The 18,869-nt window shown below is 62.9% G+C and carries 16 protein-coding genes; 8 read left to right on the plus strand and 8 right to left on the minus strand.

Annotated elements, in window-relative coordinates; all coding sequences use genetic code 11:
• Window positions 1-98 precede the first annotated feature (98 nt).
• The gene (locus CXY77_RS19315; protein WP_092340182.1) at window positions 99-335 is read right to left on the minus strand and encodes a hypothetical protein; all 237 of its coding nucleotides are present in this window, start codon (window positions 333-335) and stop codon (window positions 99-101) included.
• A gap of 185 nt (window positions 336-520) precedes the next feature.
• Here CXY77_RS19315 and CXY77_RS19320 point away from each other — a divergent pair, with 185 nt between their 5' ends.
• Window positions 521-2,599: a type IIA DNA topoisomerase subunit B gene (locus tag CXY77_RS19320; RefSeq protein WP_174776442.1), complete on the plus strand. Its 2,079-nt coding sequence runs from the start codon at window positions 521-523 to the stop codon at window positions 2,597-2,599.
• A 94-nt stretch (window positions 2,600-2,693) separates the two neighbouring features.
• Here the strand turns inward: CXY77_RS19320 and CXY77_RS19325 are convergent, their stop codons facing one another.
• Window positions 2,694-5,183, minus strand: coding sequence for a DNA topoisomerase (ATP-hydrolyzing) subunit A (locus CXY77_RS19325; RefSeq protein WP_104130748.1), 2,490 nt, complete (start codon window positions 5,181-5,183; stop codon window positions 2,694-2,696).
• A 122-nt stretch (window positions 5,184-5,305) separates the two neighbouring features.
• Here CXY77_RS19325 and CXY77_RS19330 point away from each other — a divergent pair, with 122 nt between their 5' ends.
• On the plus strand, window positions 5,306-6,466 hold the full coding sequence (locus tag CXY77_RS19330; RefSeq protein ID WP_233197527.1) for an alkaline phosphatase family protein: 1,161 nt from the start codon (window positions 5,306-5,308) through the stop codon (window positions 6,464-6,466).
• Between the two features lie 31 nt (window positions 6,467-6,497).
• Here CXY77_RS19330 and CXY77_RS19335 read toward each other — a convergent pair whose 3' ends face one another.
• Window positions 6,498-7,091 (minus strand): DUF3043 domain-containing protein, encoded by a 594-nt coding sequence (locus CXY77_RS19335; protein ID WP_092340179.1) that lies wholly within the window; start codon window positions 7,089-7,091, stop codon window positions 6,498-6,500.
• Window positions 7,092-7,129: 38 nt separating this feature from the next.
• Here CXY77_RS19335 and CXY77_RS19340 point away from each other — a divergent pair, with 38 nt between their 5' ends.
• The 5 genes from CXY77_RS19340 to CXY77_RS19360 all read left to right on the plus strand — a co-directional run bounded on the left by CXY77_RS19340 (window position 7,130) and on the right by CXY77_RS19360 (window position 12,431).
• Window positions 7,130-8,617 carry a dipeptidase gene (locus CXY77_RS19340; RefSeq protein WP_104130749.1) on the plus strand — a complete coding sequence of 496 codons (1,488 nt, stop codon included), beginning with the start codon at window positions 7,130-7,132 and terminating at the stop codon, window positions 8,615-8,617.
• 158 nt (window positions 8,618-8,775) lie between these two features.
• A complete protein-coding gene (locus CXY77_RS19345) occupies window positions 8,776-9,156 on the plus strand; it encodes an iron-sulfur cluster assembly accessory protein (protein WP_092340224.1) in 381 nt (126 codons plus the stop codon).
• A 227-nt stretch (window positions 9,157-9,383) separates the two neighbouring features.
• The gene (gene coxB / locus CXY77_RS19350) at window positions 9,384-10,274 is read left to right on the plus strand and encodes a cytochrome c oxidase subunit II (protein WP_092340177.1); all 891 of its coding nucleotides are present in this window, start codon (window positions 9,384-9,386) and stop codon (window positions 10,272-10,274) included.
• A gap of 3 nt (window positions 10,275-10,277) precedes the next feature.
• Window positions 10,278-12,008, plus strand: a complete 1,731-nt coding sequence (gene ctaD, locus CXY77_RS19355; protein ID WP_092340176.1) for a cytochrome c oxidase subunit I — start codon at window positions 10,278-10,280, stop codon at window positions 12,006-12,008.
• Window positions 12,009-12,431, plus strand: coding sequence for a cytochrome c oxidase subunit 4 (locus tag CXY77_RS19360; RefSeq protein WP_092340175.1), 423 nt, complete (start codon window positions 12,009-12,011; stop codon window positions 12,429-12,431). It abuts the gene before it with no gap.
• An 89-nt stretch (window positions 12,432-12,520) separates the two neighbouring features.
• On the opposite strand, the gene CXY77_RS19365 is transcribed toward CXY77_RS19360, so the two are convergent.
• The 5 genes from CXY77_RS19365 to CXY77_RS19385 all read right to left on the minus strand — a co-directional run bounded on the left by CXY77_RS19365 (window position 12,521) and on the right by CXY77_RS19385 (window position 17,663).
• Window positions 12,521-13,345 carry a putative RNA methyltransferase gene (locus tag CXY77_RS19365; RefSeq protein WP_104130750.1) on the minus strand — a complete coding sequence of 275 codons (825 nt, stop codon included), beginning with the start codon at window positions 13,343-13,345 and terminating at the stop codon, window positions 12,521-12,523.
• Between the two features lie 26 nt (window positions 13,346-13,371).
• Window positions 13,372-15,021: a ubiquinol-cytochrome c reductase cytochrome b subunit gene (locus CXY77_RS19370; protein ID WP_092340173.1), complete on the minus strand. Its 1,650-nt coding sequence runs from the start codon at window positions 15,019-15,021 to the stop codon at window positions 13,372-13,374.
• A complete protein-coding gene (locus CXY77_RS19375) occupies window positions 15,018-16,091 on the minus strand; it encodes a ubiquinol-cytochrome c reductase iron-sulfur subunit (RefSeq protein WP_092340172.1) in 1,074 nt (357 codons plus the stop codon). Before CXY77_RS19375 ends, CXY77_RS19370 begins: the two co-directional genes overlap by 4 nt.
• A gap of 92 nt (window positions 16,092-16,183) precedes the next feature.
• Complete coding sequence (locus CXY77_RS19380) at window positions 16,184-16,996, minus strand: cytochrome c (protein WP_092340171.1); 813 nt, start codon at window positions 16,994-16,996, stop codon at window positions 16,184-16,186.
• 37 nt (window positions 16,997-17,033) lie between these two features.
• The gene (locus CXY77_RS19385; protein WP_233197528.1) at window positions 17,034-17,663 is read right to left on the minus strand and encodes a heme-copper oxidase subunit III; all 630 of its coding nucleotides are present in this window, start codon (window positions 17,661-17,663) and stop codon (window positions 17,034-17,036) included.
• 143 nt (window positions 17,664-17,806) lie between these two features.
• Between CXY77_RS19385 and trpD the strand changes: the two genes are divergently transcribed.
• Complete coding sequence (gene trpD / locus CXY77_RS19390) at window positions 17,807-18,859, plus strand: anthranilate phosphoribosyltransferase (RefSeq protein WP_104130796.1); 1,053 nt, start codon at window positions 17,807-17,809, stop codon at window positions 18,857-18,859.
• Window positions 18,860-18,869: the final 10 nt, after the last annotated feature.

Raw genomic sequence — 18,869 nt, forward strand, 5'->3', positions numbered from 1 at the left:
TCCGGAGACCGAAAAGTCGCAGCGACGAAAAGACCGCGCCGGCAACTGGCCTTAGCCAGCCGCCGGCGCGGCATCCGTTTTGAGTGCCTACCAGCCCGCTAGGAGCGCTGGTCTTCGAGCAGACGGCTCGATTCGTCATGCCAGCTTTCGGCAATGGTTGCCAGCTTCTCCTGGTGCTTGCGGCCGTGGTGCGCGCAGAACAGCAGCTCACTGTTTTTCACGACGACACGGATGTAAGCCTGGGCACCGCACGCGTCGCAGCGGTCGGCTGCGGTGAGCTGGTGGGGGGCGCCCTGGTTGTCTACAGCACCATTTTCGGTGGCGATCTGGGACATATTCTCCTCCTCCAGACTGAATTACATGAACCCTCTTATCTAATGTAAACACGCCGCAGGGCCAATGACGAGATGATTGGCCGGTATTTCGCTCACCGCGTAGACGTGTCGTGGGGGGGTTGCCTGCCGCGCCGTGCCTCCATAGCGCGAAAGATTCCCGGTCGGGGCCGGTATTCTTGGTTGTTGTGAGCTCTGACTATTCCGCGCGCCACCTGTCAGTCCTTGAGGGACTCGAGGCAGTGCGCAAACGCCCCGGCATGTATATCGGTTCCACCGACTCGCGTGGACTGATGCACTGCCTGTGGGAGATCATCGACAACTCCGTCGATGAGGCCCTGGGCGGGCACGGTGCCAGCATCAATATCGAGCTGCATCCCGACCAGAGCGTCGAGGTGCGCGACACCGCCCGCGGAATCCCGGTCGATATCGAACCCAAGACCGGCCTGACCGGTGTCGAGGTCGTCTTCACCAAACTGCACGCCGGCGGAAAGTTCGGCAGCGGTTCGTATGCGGCGTCGGGTGGTCTGCACGGGGTGGGGGCCTCCGTTGTCAACGCGCTGTCCGAACGTCTCGATGTCGAGGTCGACCGCGACGGCAAGACCTGGGCCATGTCGTTCCACCGCGGTGAACCTGGCCTGTTCGCGGATTCGGGGGAGAAGAGCCCCGACGCACCGTTCACTCCGTTCGAGAACCAGAGCGAGCTGCGCGTGATCGGCAAGGTCAAGCGCGGCGTCACGGGCACTCGCATCCGCTACTGGGCTGACCGGCAGATTTTTACCAAGGGTGCAGCGTTCCAGACCGACGAGGTGTTGAACCGAGCCCGCCAGACCGCGTTCCTCGTTCCCGGCCTCGCGATCGAGGTCGCCGACCGTCGCACCGAGGAGCCCGTCACTAGCCTGTTCCAGTTCGACGGCGGCATCAGCGAATTCGTCGAACACCTCGCGACGGATGCCCCGATCACCGATACCTGGCGGCTCACCGGCAACGGCACTTTCACTGAGACCGTGCCGGTGCTCACCGACAAGGGCGCCATGGTGCCGACCGAGCTCACGCGCGACTGCCAGGTGGACATCGCTCTGCGCTGGGGCACCGGCTACGACACGATCGTGCAGAGCTTCGTCAATATCATCGCTACTCCCAAGGGCGGCACCCACCAGGCCGGTTTCGACGCCGGACTGCTGAAGTTCCTGCGCGGCCAGGTCGAACTGAACGCCCGCCGGCTCAAGGTCGGCAGCGACAAGGTCGACAAAGACGACGTGATGGCCGGACTTACCGCCGTGCTCACGGTGCGCCTGCCGGAGCCGCAGTTCGAGGGCCAGACCAAGGAGGTGCTCGGCACACCGGCGGTGCGGGCGATCGTCGCCAACGTCGTCGCGAAGGCCATGGCGGAGCGGTATGCGTCGCCGAAACGCGATGACAAGACCCAGTCAGCGCTGCTGCTCGACAAGATCGTCGCCGAGATGAAGTCACGCATCTCAGCCCGCGCCCATAAAGAAACCCAGCGGCGCAAGAACGCCCTGGAAAGTTCGTCGCTGCCGGCCAAGCTGGTCGACTGCCGCAGTAACGACGTGTCCACGAGCGAGCTGTTTATCGTGGAGGGGGACTCGGCCCTCGGAACGGCGAAGCTCGCCCGCGACAGCGAGCACCAGGCGCTATTGCCGATCCGCGGCAAGATTCTGAACGTGCAGAAGGCATCCGTCGCCGACATGCTCTCCAACGCCGAGTGTGCGTCGATCATCCAGGTGATCGGGGCCGGCTCCGGTCGCAGCTTCGACCTGTCAGCGGCGCGCTACGGCAAAGTCATCATCATGAGCGATGCCGACGTCGACGGTGCCCACATTCGTACCCTGCTGCTCACCCTGTTCTTCCGGTACATGCGCCCCATGATCACCGAGGGCCGCGTCTTCGCCGCCGTGCCGCCGCTGCACCGGGTCGTCGTGATGAACCCGGGCTCGAAGCCCAACGAGACCATCTACACCTACTCCGAAACCGAGCTGCACGGGGTGCTGAGCGCCCTCGAGAAGAAGAATCGTCGTTATCAGGACCCGATCCAGCGCTACAAGGGCCTCGGCGAAATGGATGCCGACCAGCTCGCGACCACCACGATGGAACGTGCCCACCGCACCCTGCGGCGCGTGCGTGTCGACGACGCCGAAGCCGCCGGCAAGGTTTTCGAGCTGCTTATGGGCAATGACGTCGCCCCGCGCAAGGAGTTCATCATCGACAGCTCCGACAAGCTGTCCCGCGATCGCATCGACGTCTGAGGCATCCCAGCGCCCTCGTGGCACGTATTTGAGAAGCCGGCACGTGTTCAAACCAGTGCCGCGTTCTCCAACGCGTGCCACGAGGTGCGCGGGCTTAGATTTCGGTGCCGATTGCTCCGATTGACGCGTCGAGCATGACTCCGGAGGCGTCCCGGCGGGAGCCGGAGTCCGGCAGGGTGCGGGGAGTGCCGTCCGGACCGACGGCCCGGGCCGGAGCTCGCCCGACCCAGGCCACGGCGAGGGTGTCCTCACCCTTGAGGAAGCGCTGGGCGCGAACACCGCTGGTGGCGCGACCCTTGGCGGGATACTCCGAGAAATCGCTCTGCTTCGCGCTCCCCGGGTCGGTGCCCGGGAGGGTCTGACTGCTTGACGCCACGGTGGCCACAACGGCCGCCGCCACGTCCTCGGCTGACAGGCTGGTGAAGAACACGACGGTTTCCCCCGTCGTCAGCTTGATTCCGGCCATGCCGCCGGCTGCTCGGCCCTGCGGCCGTACACCGGCGGCGGTGAAGCGCAACAGTTGCGCATCCGTCGTGATGAAGACGAGGTCGTCGTCCTCTGCACCCTGCACCGCGCCGACCACCTCGTCCTTCGGCTTGAGCGCGATGATCTCCCAGGAGGGTTTGTTGGCCCAGTCGCCGGGAGTGACCCGCTTCACGATGCCCTGACGCGTGCCGAGCGCGATCGCCCGGTCGGAGTCCAGCGAGACGATCGCGAGCACTCGCTCCTTTTGGTCGGTGAGCAGCAGATATTCGCTGATGCGCACCCCGGCGGCGAGCTGAATGGACGTCGGCGGCATCACAGGCAGGTCGACGGGGGAGAAGCGGATGAGCCGCCCCCGGTTGGTCACCGCGCCCACCTCGGTGCGGCTGGTTGTGTCGAGCGTCGAGAGCACGGCATCGTGTTTGCTGCGGCGCTGCGGTGGCTGGATCCGCGGCGGCAGCGAATCGTCGACAGCGACCAGATCGACCCGGGCGATGCGCCCGGTCACGCTCAGAAACACGCGGGTGGGGATGTCCTGCACCTCGAGCACGGCCGCCTGGCGTTTGGCGGCAGCCACCGACAGGCCGGCAATGCTCGGCTTGGCCTCGGTCAGGACTGTGCGACGTGGCGTGCCGAACTTCTCGGCGACCGCGCCCAGTTCCTCTGACACCAGGGTGCGGATCGCGGCTTTCGAGGACAGTAGTTTCTCGAGTTTCGCGATTTCAGCGAGCAACTGGTCACGTTCGGATTCGAGCTCGATGCGGGAGAATTTGGTGAGGCGCCGCAGCCGCAGTTCGAGAATGTATTCGGCCTGAATCTGACTGAGGTCGAACACGTCGATCAGTTTTGCGCGGGCCTGCTCAGTGTCGTCGCTCGCGCGAATCACCTGGATCACCTCGTCGATGTCAAGGATCGCCACCAACAGGCCAAGCACGAGGTGCAGGCGTTCCTTGCGCCGGGCCAGTCGATAGGCCGAGCGACGGGTGACGACCTCGATGCGGTGGTTGACGTAGACGTGCAGCAGTTCGAGCAGCCCAAGAGTCTGCGGGGCTCCATTGACGAGGGCGACAGCGTTGATGTTGAACGAGTCTTCCAGTGGGGTGTACCGGTAGAGCTGCTCGAGCACGGCATCGGGACTGAAACCGGTCTTGATACCGATGACCAGACGCAGTCCCTTGGTGCGGTCGGTGAGATCGGTGACGTCCGAGATGCCGCTCAGCTTCTTGGAGTTGACACCATCCTTGATCTTCTCGATCACCTTTTCCGGGCCGACCAGGTAGGGGAGTTCGGTCACGACGAGCCCGGTTTTTCGGGCGCTGATCGCCTCGACCGAGACGCGGGCGCGGGTCTTGAAGCTGCCGCGGCCGGTACTGTATGCGTCCTTGATGCCGGCCAATCCCACGATGGTACCGCCGGTCGGCAGGTCCGGCCCAGGCACGAATTCCATGACGTCATCGAGTGTTGCGTTCGGGTGGGCGAGCAGGTGCCGGGCGGCCCCGACGACCTCGATCAGGTTGTGCGGCGCCATGTTGGTGGCCATCCCGACGGCGATGCCACTCGTGCCGTTGACGAGCAGGTTGGGGTAGGCAGCTGGCAGCACGTCGGGCTGGGTGAGCTGGTTGTCGTAGTTCGGCACGAAGTCGACGACGTCTTCGTCGAGGTTTTCGGTCATTGCGAGAGCGGGCGCGGCTAGGCGGGCTTCGGTGTAGCGGGGCGCGGCCGGCCCATCGTCGAGCGAGCCGAAGTTGCCGTGCCCGTCGATGAGCGGAACCCGCAGGGAGAACGACTGGGCCATGCGCACCAGGGCGTCGTAGATCGCGGTATCGCCGTGCGGATGCAGCTTCCCCATCACCTCGCCCACAACCCGGGCGCTCTTCACGTGGCCCTTGTCGGGGCGCAATCCCATTTCGCTCATCTGATACAGGATGCGACGCTGCACCGGTTTGAGACCGTCGCGGGCGTCGGGCAGAGCCCGGGAGTAGATCACCGAATAGGCGTACTCGAGGAACGACCCCTGCATCTCCACCGATACATCGACGTCTTCGATGCGCTCGGTGCTGGCTGTGCTGGCGGCTGGTGCGGTGCTGTCTGAGCGGCTCATTGAAAAATTCTGCTTCAAGCGTGCCACGGCAACCGATCGAACGGTCACCGCTGCACTGCGTAGGGAGCGCTCTCGGGAGCGCTGGAGGGCTCGGGTTCGTCCCTGTGAAAGAATGAGACCCGATGCCCACCATGCTACCGGCCCGCCAATTCAGTGCTCTGCGCCTTGCCGATGTTCTCACCAGTTCCCTCGACGCCGTCTGCGCCCGGCCGAACACGCTGGGCCTGCCCGCCGTGCGCAAGGCGGTCGTGATTCTGGCCGATGGGCTCGGCGTCAGCTCGATCCGGGCACGCGCCGGGCACGCACGATTCCTGTCGTCCCGGCTCAACAAATCGAGCATCATCGACGGAGTCTTCCCGGCCACGACGGCCGCGGGAATCGCGACGCTCACCACCGGCGTGGAACCTGGCCAGCACGGACTGGTCGGCTACCAGGTGCTCGACGGGGCCAACGACCGCGTCGTGAATCAGCTCACCGGCTGGGATGACGGCATGCAGCCGGCCACCTGGCAACGGGCCCGTACCGTCTTCGACCTGGCCGCCGATGACAACGTGCCGAGCTTCGCCATTGGCCCCAAACGATTCGTGGCCTCCGGCTTCACCCAAGCGGTACTGCGCGGCGCCCAGTACGTGCCGGCCGAGAAGGTGGCCGATCGCTTTGCCGCCACGCGGAGCATCCTGAATGAGAATCCCACCGCCCTGATCTACCTCTATGTGGCCGAGCTCGACGTGGCAGCGCACGCGCACGGGTGGGAGTCTGATCGGTGGCTGGCCCAGCTGGAGAATCTTGACTCCGAGGTGACCCGGTTCGCTGCCACTCTGCGCTCCGACGAGGGCGTGCTGCTCACCGCCGACCACGGGGTGATCGACGTGCCGAGTACCAAACACGTGCTCTTTGACACCGAGCCAGCGCTCGTGGCCGGCGTGCGCCACATTGCGGGGGACCCGCGCTGCGTGCAGCTCTACCTCGAGCCGCAGTGGTCAGCGGCCGGGTCCGACTCGAACGCCGCCGACACGCTGGCGGATGCCTGGCGGGCGTCTCAGGGGGACCGCGCCTGGGTCTACACCCGCGATGAAGCGGTGGCGGCCGGCCTGTACGGCCGGGTAGCCGACGAGGTGTTGCCGCGCATCGGCGACGTGCTGGTCGCCGCGCGCAAGTCCATCGCGTATTACGACTCCCGCCCGGCGAACCAGAAGGCACGCGGCATGATCGGACAGCACGGTTCCCTCACCGATGAGGAAGTGCGTGTGCCGCTGATCCGAGCGGGCGCCTTCGCTCGGTAACCCGCCGAAACCGCCCGCGGAGTACCCGGTGCTAAACCGGGTACTGGCGGCGCTTTACCTGCGGCTTGGGCAGCCGCATCGGCCGCAGCTGGAGCGCGCGCATAGCCGCGTACCAACGCACGCGTTCAGCCTTGTCAGAACCGAACTTGGCCTCGATCTTCTTAGTGAGTACGAAGCCGAGTACGACGCAGTCGACGACAGCGAAGATGAAGAACGCCCACAGGGCGATGATCGAGTAGCTCGAGATGCTCGGGATCGTGGTGAGGAGGATGACCAGGAACATGATCGGGATCATCAGCTCCCCGACGTTGAACCGGGCATCAACGTAGTCGCGGGCGTAGCGTTTCTGCAAGCCGCGTTCCCGCAGTGGCAGGTACTTGTCCACACCGGCAGCCATTCCGGCACGCGCGACGTCGCGCGCGGCGGTCGACTTAGCGCGCGCCTGCTTGGCTGCGAGTTTGCGGTCATCCGGAACCAGTGGGCGCTTGTTGGCCGCTTCCTGCTTTTTGCGGGTCGGGGTTGCCTGACCCTTGCCTGCTGTGTGCGAGAGACCGAGGCGCGCTGCGGTCTCGTCGGAACTTTCAATCGACGGCTGGGCGTCGGGGTTTACGGGAGGCTTGGCCACATCAAATCCTTGCAATTGGGTGCCTTAAGATTACCGGTATGACTGGTAACCCACAGACGAATTCCCATTCCACTGGCCGAACGCCCGACGCTGCCGCCAATTCCGGCGACAATTCAGCCGCCGATTCGGTCACCAAGGCCGGCCTCCGGGGCGCGGTCGAACGGGGTCTCCCCAGCACGATCGCCGACCTGTGCGCGCTGGTGCGCATCCCGTCGGTGTCCTGGGCGGCCTTCGATCGTTCGCACGTCGCCGCGAGTGCCGACGCCGTCGCCGCGCTGGTGCGCGGGCTTGACGTGTTCGAGTCGGTCGACATCGTGCAGGCCGCCATTGCTCCCAGCAACTCGGGCGGCGCTGCCGAACTCGGGCAGCCAGCGATTCTGGCGTCGCGCGCGGCCCGCAACGGACGACCGACCGTCCTGCTCTATGCGCACCACGACGTGCAGCCTCCCGGCCAGGACGAGGATTGGGAGTCCGATCCGTTCACGCCCACCGTGCGCGGCGACCGACTCTATGGGCGGGGAGCTGCCGACGATAAGGCTGGCGTCATGGCGCACGTCGCGTCCATCCGCGCTCTCGTTGCGACCGTCGGCACCGATTTCGATCTGGGAATCGCGCTGTTCATCGAGGGCGAGGAAGAATTCGGCAGCCGCTCCTTCGCCACGTTCCTCGACGAGAACCGCGAGGCTCTGCGCGGGGATGTCATCGTGGTAGCCGACTCCAACAACTGGGACATCAACACGCCGGCAATCACCACTGCCCTGCGCGGAAACGTGACGCTTCGGTTGACCGTGCGCACGCTCGCCCACGCTTCACACTCGGGTATGTTCGGTGGAGCCGTCCCCGATGCGATGCTCGCCACCATCAAATTGCTGTCAACGTTGTACAACGAAGACGGGTCGGTGGCCGTCGACGGCCTCACCGCCATTGACGTTCCTACACCGGACTATTCAGAGGAACAGCTACGCGCAGAAACCGGCCTGCTGCCCGGCGTCAGCCCGATCGGCCACGGCTCGATCCTGAGCCGGATCTGGTCGCAACCAGCCCTCACTGTGACCGGAATTGACGCACCCACCGTCGACAACGCTTCCAACACTCTCACCCCCGCGGTGACGGTTCGGCTCAGCACTCGCATCGCTCCCGGCCAGTCCGCGGTTGAAGCCGCCGCAGCCATCGAGGCGCACTTGCACGAGCACGCGCCGTTCGGCGCGGTTCTCGAGATCGACGATGTGGATACCGGCGAGCCCTTCCTCGTCGATATCAGCGGCTGGGCCGTGACCGAAGCTCGTTCCGCCATGACGGCTGCCTGGGGCGTTCCCCCCGTCGACATCGGTGTCGGGGGGTCGATCCCGTTCATTGCCGAGCTGGTGCGGGTCTTTCCGACGGCTCAGATCCTGGTGACTGGAGTGGAAGACCCTGACTCCCGGGCCCACAGCCCAAATGAGTCTTTGCACCTCGGCGTGTTCAAACGCGCCGTACTCAGTGAGGCATTCCTGCTCGGAAGCCTGAACGAACGCAACGGACACTGAACAAACACCGGGTCAACTGCCGACGGCCAAAGAAATGTGAGAGCGTGGGAATGCCCGCGTCGACTTTCTGGTTGTCGAAGGTAGAATTTATGACATCGTCATCTATGAGACCGCACTGAGCGTGATTGCGTGAACCGAGGAGAAGCATGACCGACACCATGACAGAAACCGTCAGCGTTGCTGACACCGCGCCTACTGACACCGCACACGCTGCACACGGCGTCGGACTCACCGAGGCAGCGGCGCTCAAGGTCCGCAGCCTGTTGACTCAGGAAGGTCGCGAAGACCTGCGTCTGCGCGTTGCCGTGCAGCCCGGCGGCTGCTCCGGCCTCGTCTACCAGCTCTACTTCGACGAACGCGTACTCGACGGGGATGCGCTCGTCGATTTCGACGGTGTCGAGGTCGTTGTCGACAAGATGAGCGTTCCCTATCTCGACGGCGCCTCGATCAACTTCGAAGACACGATTGAGAAGCAGGGTTTCACCATTGACAACCCGAACGCTGGCGGCAGCTGCGCCTGCGGGGATTCCTTCCACTAAAAAAAGTTCCACCGGCGGGGACATCATCACTTTGATGGTGTCCCCGCTTTTTTTCTGCCCAATCTGCACCGGATTCGCCCGAAAATGCTCCATCAACAGGGTTTCACGCGCACAAATCGTGTGCGACCCGACCCGGAGTGCACTTCGTGTGCACTCTCGCGGAGTAAGCTAGGAATCGATCAAAACGCTTCCTGAGAAGCGTCCTCGAATCTCCCGAAAGGTCCCCGGTGCGCAATAATCACCGCCTTCGTTGGGCTGCCATTCCGCTCGCAGCGACGTTAGCCGTTGTACTGGCCGGATGCACGCAAGCCCAGCTCCATGGTTTCCTGCCCGGCTTTGAAGAAGAGGGCGAGACGGCGGTGACCAATCAGACCGATCGCATTGCGGGTCTCTGGACCACCTCGTGGATCGTGCTCCTGGTCGTGGGCCTCATCACCTGGGGCCTCATCATCTGGACGATCGTCGTTTATCGTCGACGAAAGGGCCAGACCGGGCTTCCGGTTCAGCTTCGGTACAACATGCCGATCGAGATCTTCTACACCGTCGTGCCGCTCATTCTCGTCGTCGGCTTCTTCGCCTTCACCGTGCGCGACCAGATCGCCATCGAGGCACGCTACGACAATCCCGATGTGACGATTGAAGTTCAGGCCAAGCAGTGGGCCTGGGACTTCAACTACGTCGACGAAGACGTGTACTCACCCGGAATCCAGGGCCAGCTTGATCCCAACGGCGAAACCGGCGCGATTAACCAGTCCGAGCTTCCCGTGCTGGTACTCCCGGTTGACAAGACCATCGAGATAGCACTGGAATCTCGGGACGTCATCCACTCGTTCTGGGTTATTGACTTCCTGTACAAGAAGGACGTCATTCCCGGCAAGACCAACTACATGTCGGTCACCCCTCAGCGCATCGGAACCTATGCGGGCAAGTGTGCTGAGCTCTGTGGCGAATACCACTCCCTCATGCTCTTCAACGTCAAAGTCGTCTCCCAAGCTGACTACGACACGTACATCGAGTCCCTGCGCACCGCGGGTAACGTCGGTCAGCTCGACAATGAGTTCGACCGCAATCAGAATCAGCCGGGCACCAGTGCCCCGACGGCTCCGGAGGGCAACTAAGCCATGACTACGACCATCGCACCAGTGGAGTCTCGCCCGGCCGCGCCGGTCTCCACGTCGGCGGAGCGCAAGGGCAACGTCCTTGTTCGGTGGATCACCTCCACCGACCACAAGGTCATCGGGTACATGTACCTGATCACCTCGTTCATCTACTTCTGCCTCGGCGGCGTCATGGCGCTGATCATTCGCGCCCAGCTGTTCGCCCCGGGCCTTGACGTCGTGCAGACGAAGGAACAGTACAACCAGCTGTTCACGATGCACGGCACGATCATGCTTTTGATGTTCGCGACGCCGCTCTTCTTCGGCTTCGCCAACTTTCTGGTTCCGCTGCAAATCGGCGCCCCTGACGTCGCGTTCCCTCGCCTGAACGCTCTCGCCTACTGGTTCTTCAACTTCGGCAGCCTCATCGCCGTCGCCGGTTTCCTCACCCCGCAGGGGGCGGCATCCTTCGGCTGGTTCGCCTATCAGCCCCTGGCCAGCACGACGTTCTCGCCGGGTGTTGGCGGCAACCTCTGGATGGTCGGCCTGGGTCTCTCCGGTTTCGGCACGATTCTCGGCTCAGTGAACTTCATCACCACCATCATCACCATGCGTGCCCCGGGCATGACGATGTGGCGCATGCCGGTCTTCACCTGGAACTCTCTCATCACGTCGCTCCTCGCGCTCATGGTCTTCCCGGTGCTCGCTGCAGCGATGCTCGCCGCAGCCTCGGACCGCATCTTCGGTTCGCACATCTATGATCCAGCCAACGGTGGTGCCATCCTCTGGCAACACTTGTTCTGGTTCTTCGGCCATCCCGAGGTGTACATCATTGCGCTGCCGTTCTTCGGCATCGTCTCCGAAGTGTTCCCGGTCTTCAGCCGCAAACCAATGTTCGGGTACAAGACCCTGATCTACGCGACCATCTCGATTGCCGCGTTGTCCGTCACCGTCTGGGCGCACCACATGTACGTCACCGGCTCGGTTCTGCTCCCGTTCTTCTCGCTCATGACGATGTTGATCGCGGTACCCACCGGGGTGAAGATCTTCAACTGGATCGGCACCATGTGGCGAGGGTCAATCACCTTCGAGACCCCCATGATCTGGGCCATCGGCTTTCTCGTCACGTTTACTTTCGGCGGCTTGACCGGTGTCATCCTGGCTTCGCCGCCGCTCGACTTCCACGTGTCTGATACCTACTTTGTTGTCGCCCACTTCCACTACGTGGTCTTCGGTACGGTGGTGTTCGCAATGTTCAGCGGGTTCTACTTCTGGTGGCCGAAGTGGACGGGCAAGATGCTCAACGAGAGCCTCGGGAAATGGCACTTCTGGTTGCTGTTCATCGGCTTCCACACCACCTTCCTGATCCAGCACTGGCTCGGTGTTATGGGCATGCCGCGCCGGTACGCGACCTACTCACCGGAAGACGGGTTCACCTGGATGAACCAGGTATCGACGATTGGCGCCATGATTCTCGCGGTGTCAATGATTCCGTTCTTCCTGAACGTGTACATCACGGCCCGCAAGGCTCCGATGGTGACCGTGAACGATCCGTGGGGTTACGGTTCGTCGCTCGAGTGGGCCACCTCGTGCCCGCCGCCGCGCCACAACTTCACTTCTATTCCCCGTATCCGCTCCGAGCGTCCGGCCTTCGACCTGAACCACCCCGAAGCCGGCCTGCCCGTCGGCATCGGCCCTGGCAAGGATGCGCCCGACGCCGCGGTCTACGACATCGATTCGAATCAGGTCAAGTAAATGAAGACCAACGTCAACATCCTTTGGGTCCTCACCGCCTTCTTCGGAATCGTCACGGTCGTCTACGTGGCGTGGAGCCTACTCGACCCAGCCCACGGAAAAGTGGAATGGGCGGGAACGTTCACGCTGGGGCTGTCAACCCTGCTGGTAGCGTTCATCGCCTTCTATCTGGACAAGGTCCATGCCGCCCAGGGCGCGGAACTGCCCGAAGACCGTCTGGATGGCAACATCGATGACGGTGACCCGGAGATGGGCTTTTTCAGCCCGTGGAGCTGGTGGCCGATCTTCCTGGCCGCATCCACAGCGCTGCTCTTTCTCGGGCTCGCGGTCGGAATCTGGATCTGCTTCATCGGACTGGGGCTCGGCCTGGTGGCCCTGACCGGCTGGGTCTACGAGTACTACCGGGGCTTGTTCGCCCGCTAAGCACACGACGCGGACTATACCGATCTCCCTCACGGGTGGTCGGTATTGTCGTTTAACGTGCCCGTTTCGCCGGGGCATCCAGCGGCCTGCTATCGACGCCGAAAGCCGAAGATATCGAAGGCAACCGTCACGAGTTGGTCGAGACCCGTGCTGTCCTCGCCGGCGGAAGAGCGCGAATGGTGCGAGGACGGTCCCATTCCGATGAGCGATGCAACCTCGAATGGTGACAGGTGCACTGTGCGGTCGAGTTGGTCGTGATGCTCGAGGCGGAACCAGGCGGCCAGGCTCGTGGTCAAATGGGCGGATTTGTCGGCTTGCATCTCTACGGCTAGCCCCGACTCCCGAAGCTGACGCAGGTGCGTCGGTTGCGGCACTACGACGAGCAGTAGACCGTCGGGCCGCAGAACGCGTTGGAATTCCGCAGCGTTGCGCGGTGCGAACACGTTCAGAATCACGTCGGCGGCGCCGGCCCGAATGGGAAGGGGCGACCAGACATCCGCCACCAGCCCGTCAACGCGATCGTGCGAGCGGATGGTGCGACTCACGGCAGTGGGGGAGAGGTCCATTCCCAGCGCTCGCACGTCGGCTCCCGGGGGCAGCGCTGCGCCCAGGTAGTAGCCGGTTCCGCAACCCACGTCGAGAAGCCGCCGGGGGGACTCACCGGCGACGACAGTGTGGATGGCGTCTCGCAGTGGGTCGTACCACCCGGCGCGAAGGAATCGGTCCCTGGCCTCCAGCATGGCCGCGCTATCGCCGATGAATTTGCGTGGGCCGGTGAGCAGGTTGACGAACCCCCGTTTATTCACGTCAAAGGAATGACCCCGTTCACAGGCCAGCATGAGTTCGCCGCGGGGATGCAGGGGGAGAAAACAGTTCGGGCACCGAAGCCACTCCGATAAAGTCTGGAGTGACATCGATGCCCGTTCTGTTTGATTTCTGTCTACTTGTCGGTGATCTCCGCAGGGTGATCGCCGTGAGCCTGATTCAGCTCAGCCTGCGTGACCGGAGTAATCCGGTCCTCGAAGAACCAGCGGGATAGTCCGGCACGCACCTTCTCGGCCGGGCCGATCTTGCCCTGAGCGTTCGGGCGCAGCATGAGCGGCTTGAAGTCGCTGTAGCTGACCAGCTTCCAGCGTTCGTACTCGTCAACCGGCTGGTGTACCTCGACGAATTCGCCACCGGGCAGCCGAACGATGCGGCCGGATTCGTAGCCGTGCAGGACAATCTCGCGATCCTTCTTCTGCAGAGCGAGGCAGACCCGCTTGGCGATGAAGAACGCAAGGAACGGTCCGAGCAACGTAGTGGCCTGGAGCGTGTGAATGACGCCCTCCATGGTCAGGTGGAAATGCGTGGCCATGATATCCGACGACGCTGCCGCCCACAAGGACGCGTAGAACGTCACGCCGGCCGCGCCGATTGCGGTGCGGGTCGGAGCATTGCGCGGGCGATCGAGCACGTGGTGCTCACGCTTGTCGCCGGTGATCCATGCCTCGATGAACGGGTAGACCATGACTGTCACGATGAACAGTCCGACCACGATGAGCACCACAAGGATGTTAAGCGAGTAGGTGTGGTTGAGCCAGACGAACTCCCACCCGGTCGGGATCAGCCGCATTGCACCGTCGGCGAAGCCAATGTACCAGTCGGGCTGGGTACCGGCTGACACCGGTGACGGGTCGTATGGGCCATAGTTCCAGATCGGGTTGATCGTGAAGAGCGAGGCGATGAGCATGACCACGCCGAAGACGATGAAGAAGAATCCACCGGCCTTGGCGGCGTATACCGGCAGAACCGGGTAGCCGACCACGTTCTGGTTGGTGTGTCCGGCAGCCGGGTACTGGGTGTGCTTGTGCACGACGACGAACAGAAGGTGCATGGCGATCAACGCGACGATGATGGCCGGCAGCAGCAGAATATGCAGCGAGTACAGCCGTCCAACGATGTCGGTACCTGGAAATTCGCCACCGAAGAGCAGGAAGGAGACCCAGGTACCAACGACCGGGATGCCCTTGATCAGGCCGTCGATGATGCGCAGTCCGTTACCGGAGAGGAGGTCATCGGGGAGGGAGTAGCCGGTGAAGCCTTCGGCCATGGCCAGGATGAAGAGGATGAAACCGATGACCCAGTTGAGCTCACGCGGCTTGCGGAACGCACCCGTGAAGTAGATGCGCAGCATGTGCAGGCCGATGGCGGCCACGAACAGCAGGGCCGCCCAGTGGTGTACCTGACGCATGAGGAGGCCACCACGAACGTCGAACGAGATGTCCATCGTGGAGGACATTGCCGCCGACATGGGGATGCCCTTGAGCGGGGCATAGGAGCCGTTATAGACGACTTCTGCCATGGAGGCCTGGAAGAAGAAGGTCAGGAATGATCCCGAGAGCAGAATGATGACGAAGCTGTACAGCGCCACCTCACCGAGCAGGAACGACCAGTGGTCGGGGAAGATCTTGCGGCCCAACTCCTTGACTGCGCCCGAGATACTCGTACGTTCGTCAATGTAGTTGGCGGCGGAGGCGGTGAAGCCACCGGCTTTCTTCACCCCGACGCCCTGGTCCTCAGCGGATTCGCGGGTGATTATCGTGGTCATGCTCGCTCCCAGAAGCTCGGGCCGACTGGTTCAGTGAAATCGCTTTGCGCGATCAGGTATCCCTCAGCGTCCACGGCGATCGGGAGCTGGGGTAGTGCCCGTTTGGCCGGACCGAAGATGACCTTGCAGTGGTTCTCAACGTCGAACTGCGACTGGTGGCACGGGCAAAGCAGGTGGTGCGTGTGCTGTTCATAAAGGGCAACCGGGCATCCAACGTGGGTGCATATCTTAGAATATGCCACGATGCCGTCATAGGACCAGGACTTGCGGTCTTCCGTTTCGATCAGATCGTCCGGATCCATTCGGATGAGCAGAACGGCTGCTTTCGCCTTCTCTTCCAAACGGCCGTGGCCCATTTCGGACAGGCCTTCGGGAATGACGTGGAACGACGAGCCAAGCGTGACATCCGCTGCCTTGATCGGGGTTCCGCTCGGGTCCATGGTGAGGCGAACGCCCTTTTTCCACATGGTCTCGTTGAGCAAGGCCACCGGATCCTGGTCCATCGGGCCGAGGCCACGAAACAGAACGACCGCCGGGAGCGGGAAGACGACGAGCGCGCCGATGAGGCTATTGCGAATGAGTGTGCGGCGGCCGAAGCCCGATTCCTCATTGGCCTGCTGGAAGATTTCTACGGCACGGGCCCGAACTGGCTCGGTCCCACGCACGGGGTGGCGTTCGTCAACACCCTCATGATCGCTCATGAGCGCCTTGCCCCAGTGAACAGCGCCGATACCGATGGCGAGCAACGCGAGGCTGAGGCCGAGACCAATGAAGAGGTTGTTCAGTCGAACCGACCCCGGATCCTCGGCCACGATCGGAAAGGCCATGTACGCGGCAATCGCGAAGACACTACCCACGATGGATACATAGAACAGCGTATAAACGGTGCGCTCAGCCTTGCGCTCTTCCTTGTGTTCAAGGTCGGTGATGCGCGGACGGTGCGGCGGGAATCCTGGGTTAGCCAGGGCATCCCGTGTAACGACGGCTGTGCTTGCGGCGGATGTCGCGAGCTGCGCGCCAGGCGAGTCGGCGGCGGTTACGTCCTCCGCGCCGTTATCGTCCTTGGCCATGGGTCTCCTTTGTGGGTGTAAATACTGTGCACTGTGGTGCTACGCGACGTTCAATCGGTACCGAATGAAGTGTCAAGACCGGATACCGACTCTTAGTTTGATTTTGCCGTGATCCACACGGTGAGGGCCACGATTGCGCCCAGTCCGAAGATCCAGATGAAGAGTCCTTCAGCTACCGGCCCCAGAGAACCGAGAGCTAGCCCGCCCGGTGACGGGTTGTCCTCGACGTACTTGAGATACGTGATGATGTCGCGCTTGTCTTCGGGCGAGATGTTCATGTCGTTGAAGACGGGCATGTTCTGCGGGCCGGTGATCATGGCCTCGTAGATGTGCTGGGCAGAAACGTTCTCGATGGCAGGAGCAAACTTGCCCTCGGTCAGTGCGCCACCGGCACCGGCGACGTTGTGGCACATAGCGCAGTTGATGCGGAACAGCTCAGCTCCGGTTGCGGCATCGCCGGCAGCGTCCAGCAGCTCGGCGGCGGGAATACCCGGACCGGGAGCCAGCGAGGCCACGTAGGCCGCAAGCGCTGCAGTCTGCTCGGCCGTGAACTGCACCGGCTTCTTCTGCGCTTGCGGACCCTGCATCTGCATCGGCATGCGGCCGGTGCCGACCTGGAAGTCGACCGAGGCAGCGCCGACTCCGATCAGGCTGGGACCTTCTGACGAGCCCTGAGCGCTGAGGCCGTGGCAGGTGGCGCAGTTTGCCGCAAAGAGTTTTTCACCCTGGGCGATTGTCTGCTGGGAGGAAGCATCCGTTGTCGCAACGGCAGTGCTGCTGCTGAAGGCGACATAGGCGCCTCCCGTAAAGAGCAGTCCGATGGCAATGAGCGCAACGCTGGCGAGTGGATGGCGACGCCCGGTCTTGCGTGGCCGGCGTGCGCGAGGGGTTTTGATCGTGGTCATGCTGAAGTAGTCCGCTCCCGTTTCTAGGTATGTACTTCTATTTGAGAACGTAGATGACCAGGAAGAGCCCGATCCAGACGACGTCGACGAAGTGCCAATAGTAGGAAACCACGATCGCGCTGGTGGCTTCTTTATGGCCGAAGTTCTTGACCGCGAAGCCGCGCCCAATCACAAGAAGGAAGGCCAGCAGGCCAGCGGTCACGTGAATGCCGTGGAAGCCGGTCGTGATGTAGAACGCTGAGCCGTAGGCGTTGGAGGAGAGTGAAATACCCTCCGACACCAAGGTGGCGTATTCAAACACCTGGCCGGTGACGAAGATTGCGCCGAGAGCGTAGGTCAGGAAGAACCACTCAACCATGCCCCACTCACTCGGCTTCCAGCCGGTTGAACGAGCCTGCAGCCGTTCGGCGGCGAATACTCCGAACTGGCAGGTCACCGACGACGACACCAGCACCAGAGTATTGATCAATGCGAAGGTGAAGTTGTGCTTGTCGGCCTCAAAGAGCCACAGCTCGGGGGAGGTTGAACGGAGCGTGAAGTAGATTGCGAAGAGCCCCGCGAAAAACATCACCTCGCTGCCCAACCACACAATGGTGCCTACAGCCACGCTGTTGGGCCGGTTCACGACGGGCGCACTCGCCGTCTGAGTAATTGAGGTGCTGGTCACCCTTCTATTATGGCCGATATTCCCACAGTTTTTTCTCAAACAGGCGTGCAAGTGAGAGTTTCTACCCCGTCGGGGTGGGTAAATTCAGCACTTACAGGCCGTGAATTCGGGGGAGTTGGGCCCGTTCTCCTATGATCGGAATCATGCTTGAATCGCAGTCTTGGCCCAACATATTAAATTCTCTTCTTTCCGGCAGGGACCTGAGTGTGGCAGACGCCGCCTGGAGCATGGAACGCATCATGCTCGGCGAGGCCTCTCCTTCCCAACTGGGCGCTTTTCTCGTTGCCCTTCGCGCCAAAGGGGAAACCGTCGATGAGATTGTCGGATTCCGGGATGCGATTCTTGAACAGGCCATTGTGCTGCCGGTCAATCCGATGGCACTCGACATTGTCGGGACCGGTGGTGACCAGTTCGGCACCGTGAACATCTCGACGATGGCGTCTATAGTCTGCGCAGCGGCCGGTGTTCCGGTCGTCAAACACGGCAACCGGGCCGCCAGTTCCGCATCCGGGTCATCCGATGTACTCGGCGAATTGGGCATCGATCTGTCCCGAGACGCGACCCGGGTCGCCCAGGTCTTCAAAGAAACCGGGATCACTTTCGCCTTCGCGGCTGCTTTTCATCCCGGATTCCGCCACGCGGCCCTCACCCGCAAGGAGTTGGGGATCCCCACCGTGTTCAACTATCTCGGCCCGCTGTGCAACCCGGCGCGGCCGGAGGCATCCGCTGTGGGGGTCGCCGACCTCGATCGAGTGCCGCTCTTCGTCGGCGTCTTTCAGACCCGAGGCGCGACGGCACTGGTCTTTCGCGGGGATGATGGGCTCGATGAAATGACGACCACCGGGCACAGTCACGTCTGGGAGGTCTCGCGCGGCCTCGTGACCGAACACGACATCGACCCGCGGGATCTCGGCCTGAAGCGAGCGCACATCAGCAAGCTGGTGGGCGGTTCGCCCCAGCACAACGCGGATATCGTGCACGCCGTGCTCGCCGGCGAGCCGGGCCCGATTCGTGACATCGTGCTGCTGAACGCCGCGGCCGGACTGGTTGCGTTCGACCTGGCCAATGATGCGTCGCAGGTGCAGATCGCCATCCTGGACCGTTTTCGCAGCAAATTGGCGGTGGCTGCCGAGGCGATTGATTCCGGGGCGGCCACGGCCAAGCTGGCGTCGTGGATTGCGGCGACCCAGGTCTGAGATCGGGCCG

The organism is Cryobacterium sp. N21, assembly GCF_002929575.1.
Lineage (GTDB): Bacteria > Actinomycetota > Actinomycetes > Actinomycetales > Microbacteriaceae > Cryobacterium > Cryobacterium flavum.

Coding starts and splice junctions, on each gene's coding strand:
- CXY77_RS19315 (WP_092340182.1), bottom strand. CDS start 335: ATGTCCCAGATCGCCACCGAAAATGGTGCTGTAGACAACCAGGGCGCC.
- CXY77_RS19325 (WP_104130748.1), bottom strand. CDS start 5,183: ATGAGCCGCTCAGACAGCACCGCACCAGCCGCCAGCACAGCCAGCACC.
- CXY77_RS19330 (WP_233197527.1), top strand. CDS start 5,306: ATGCCCACCATGCTACCGGCCCGCCAATTCAGTGCTCTGCGCCTTGCC.
- CXY77_RS19340 (WP_104130749.1), top strand. CDS start 7,130: ATGACTGGTAACCCACAGACGAATTCCCATTCCACTGGCCGAACGCCC.
- CXY77_RS19345 (WP_092340224.1), top strand. CDS start 8,776: ATGACAGAAACCGTCAGCGTTGCTGACACCGCGCCTACTGACACCGCA.
- ctaD (WP_092340176.1), top strand. CDS start 10,278: ATGACTACGACCATCGCACCAGTGGAGTCTCGCCCGGCCGCGCCGGTC.
- CXY77_RS19360 (WP_092340175.1), top strand. CDS start 12,009: ATGAAGACCAACGTCAACATCCTTTGGGTCCTCACCGCCTTCTTCGGA.
- CXY77_RS19365 (WP_104130750.1), bottom strand. CDS start 13,345: ATGTCACTCCAGACTTTATCGGAGTGGCTTCGGTGCCCGAACTGTTTT.
- CXY77_RS19370 (WP_092340173.1), bottom strand. CDS start 15,021: ATGACCACGATAATCACCCGCGAATCCGCTGAGGACCAGGGCGTCGGG.
- CXY77_RS19375 (WP_092340172.1), bottom strand. CDS start 16,091: ATGGCCAAGGACGATAACGGCGCGGAGGACGTAACCGCCGCCGACTCG.
- CXY77_RS19380 (WP_092340171.1), bottom strand. CDS start 16,996: ATGACCACGATCAAAACCCCTCGCGCACGCCGGCCACGCAAGACCGGG.
- trpD (WP_104130796.1), top strand. CDS start 17,807: ATGCTTGAATCGCAGTCTTGGCCCAACATATTAAATTCTCTTCTTTCC.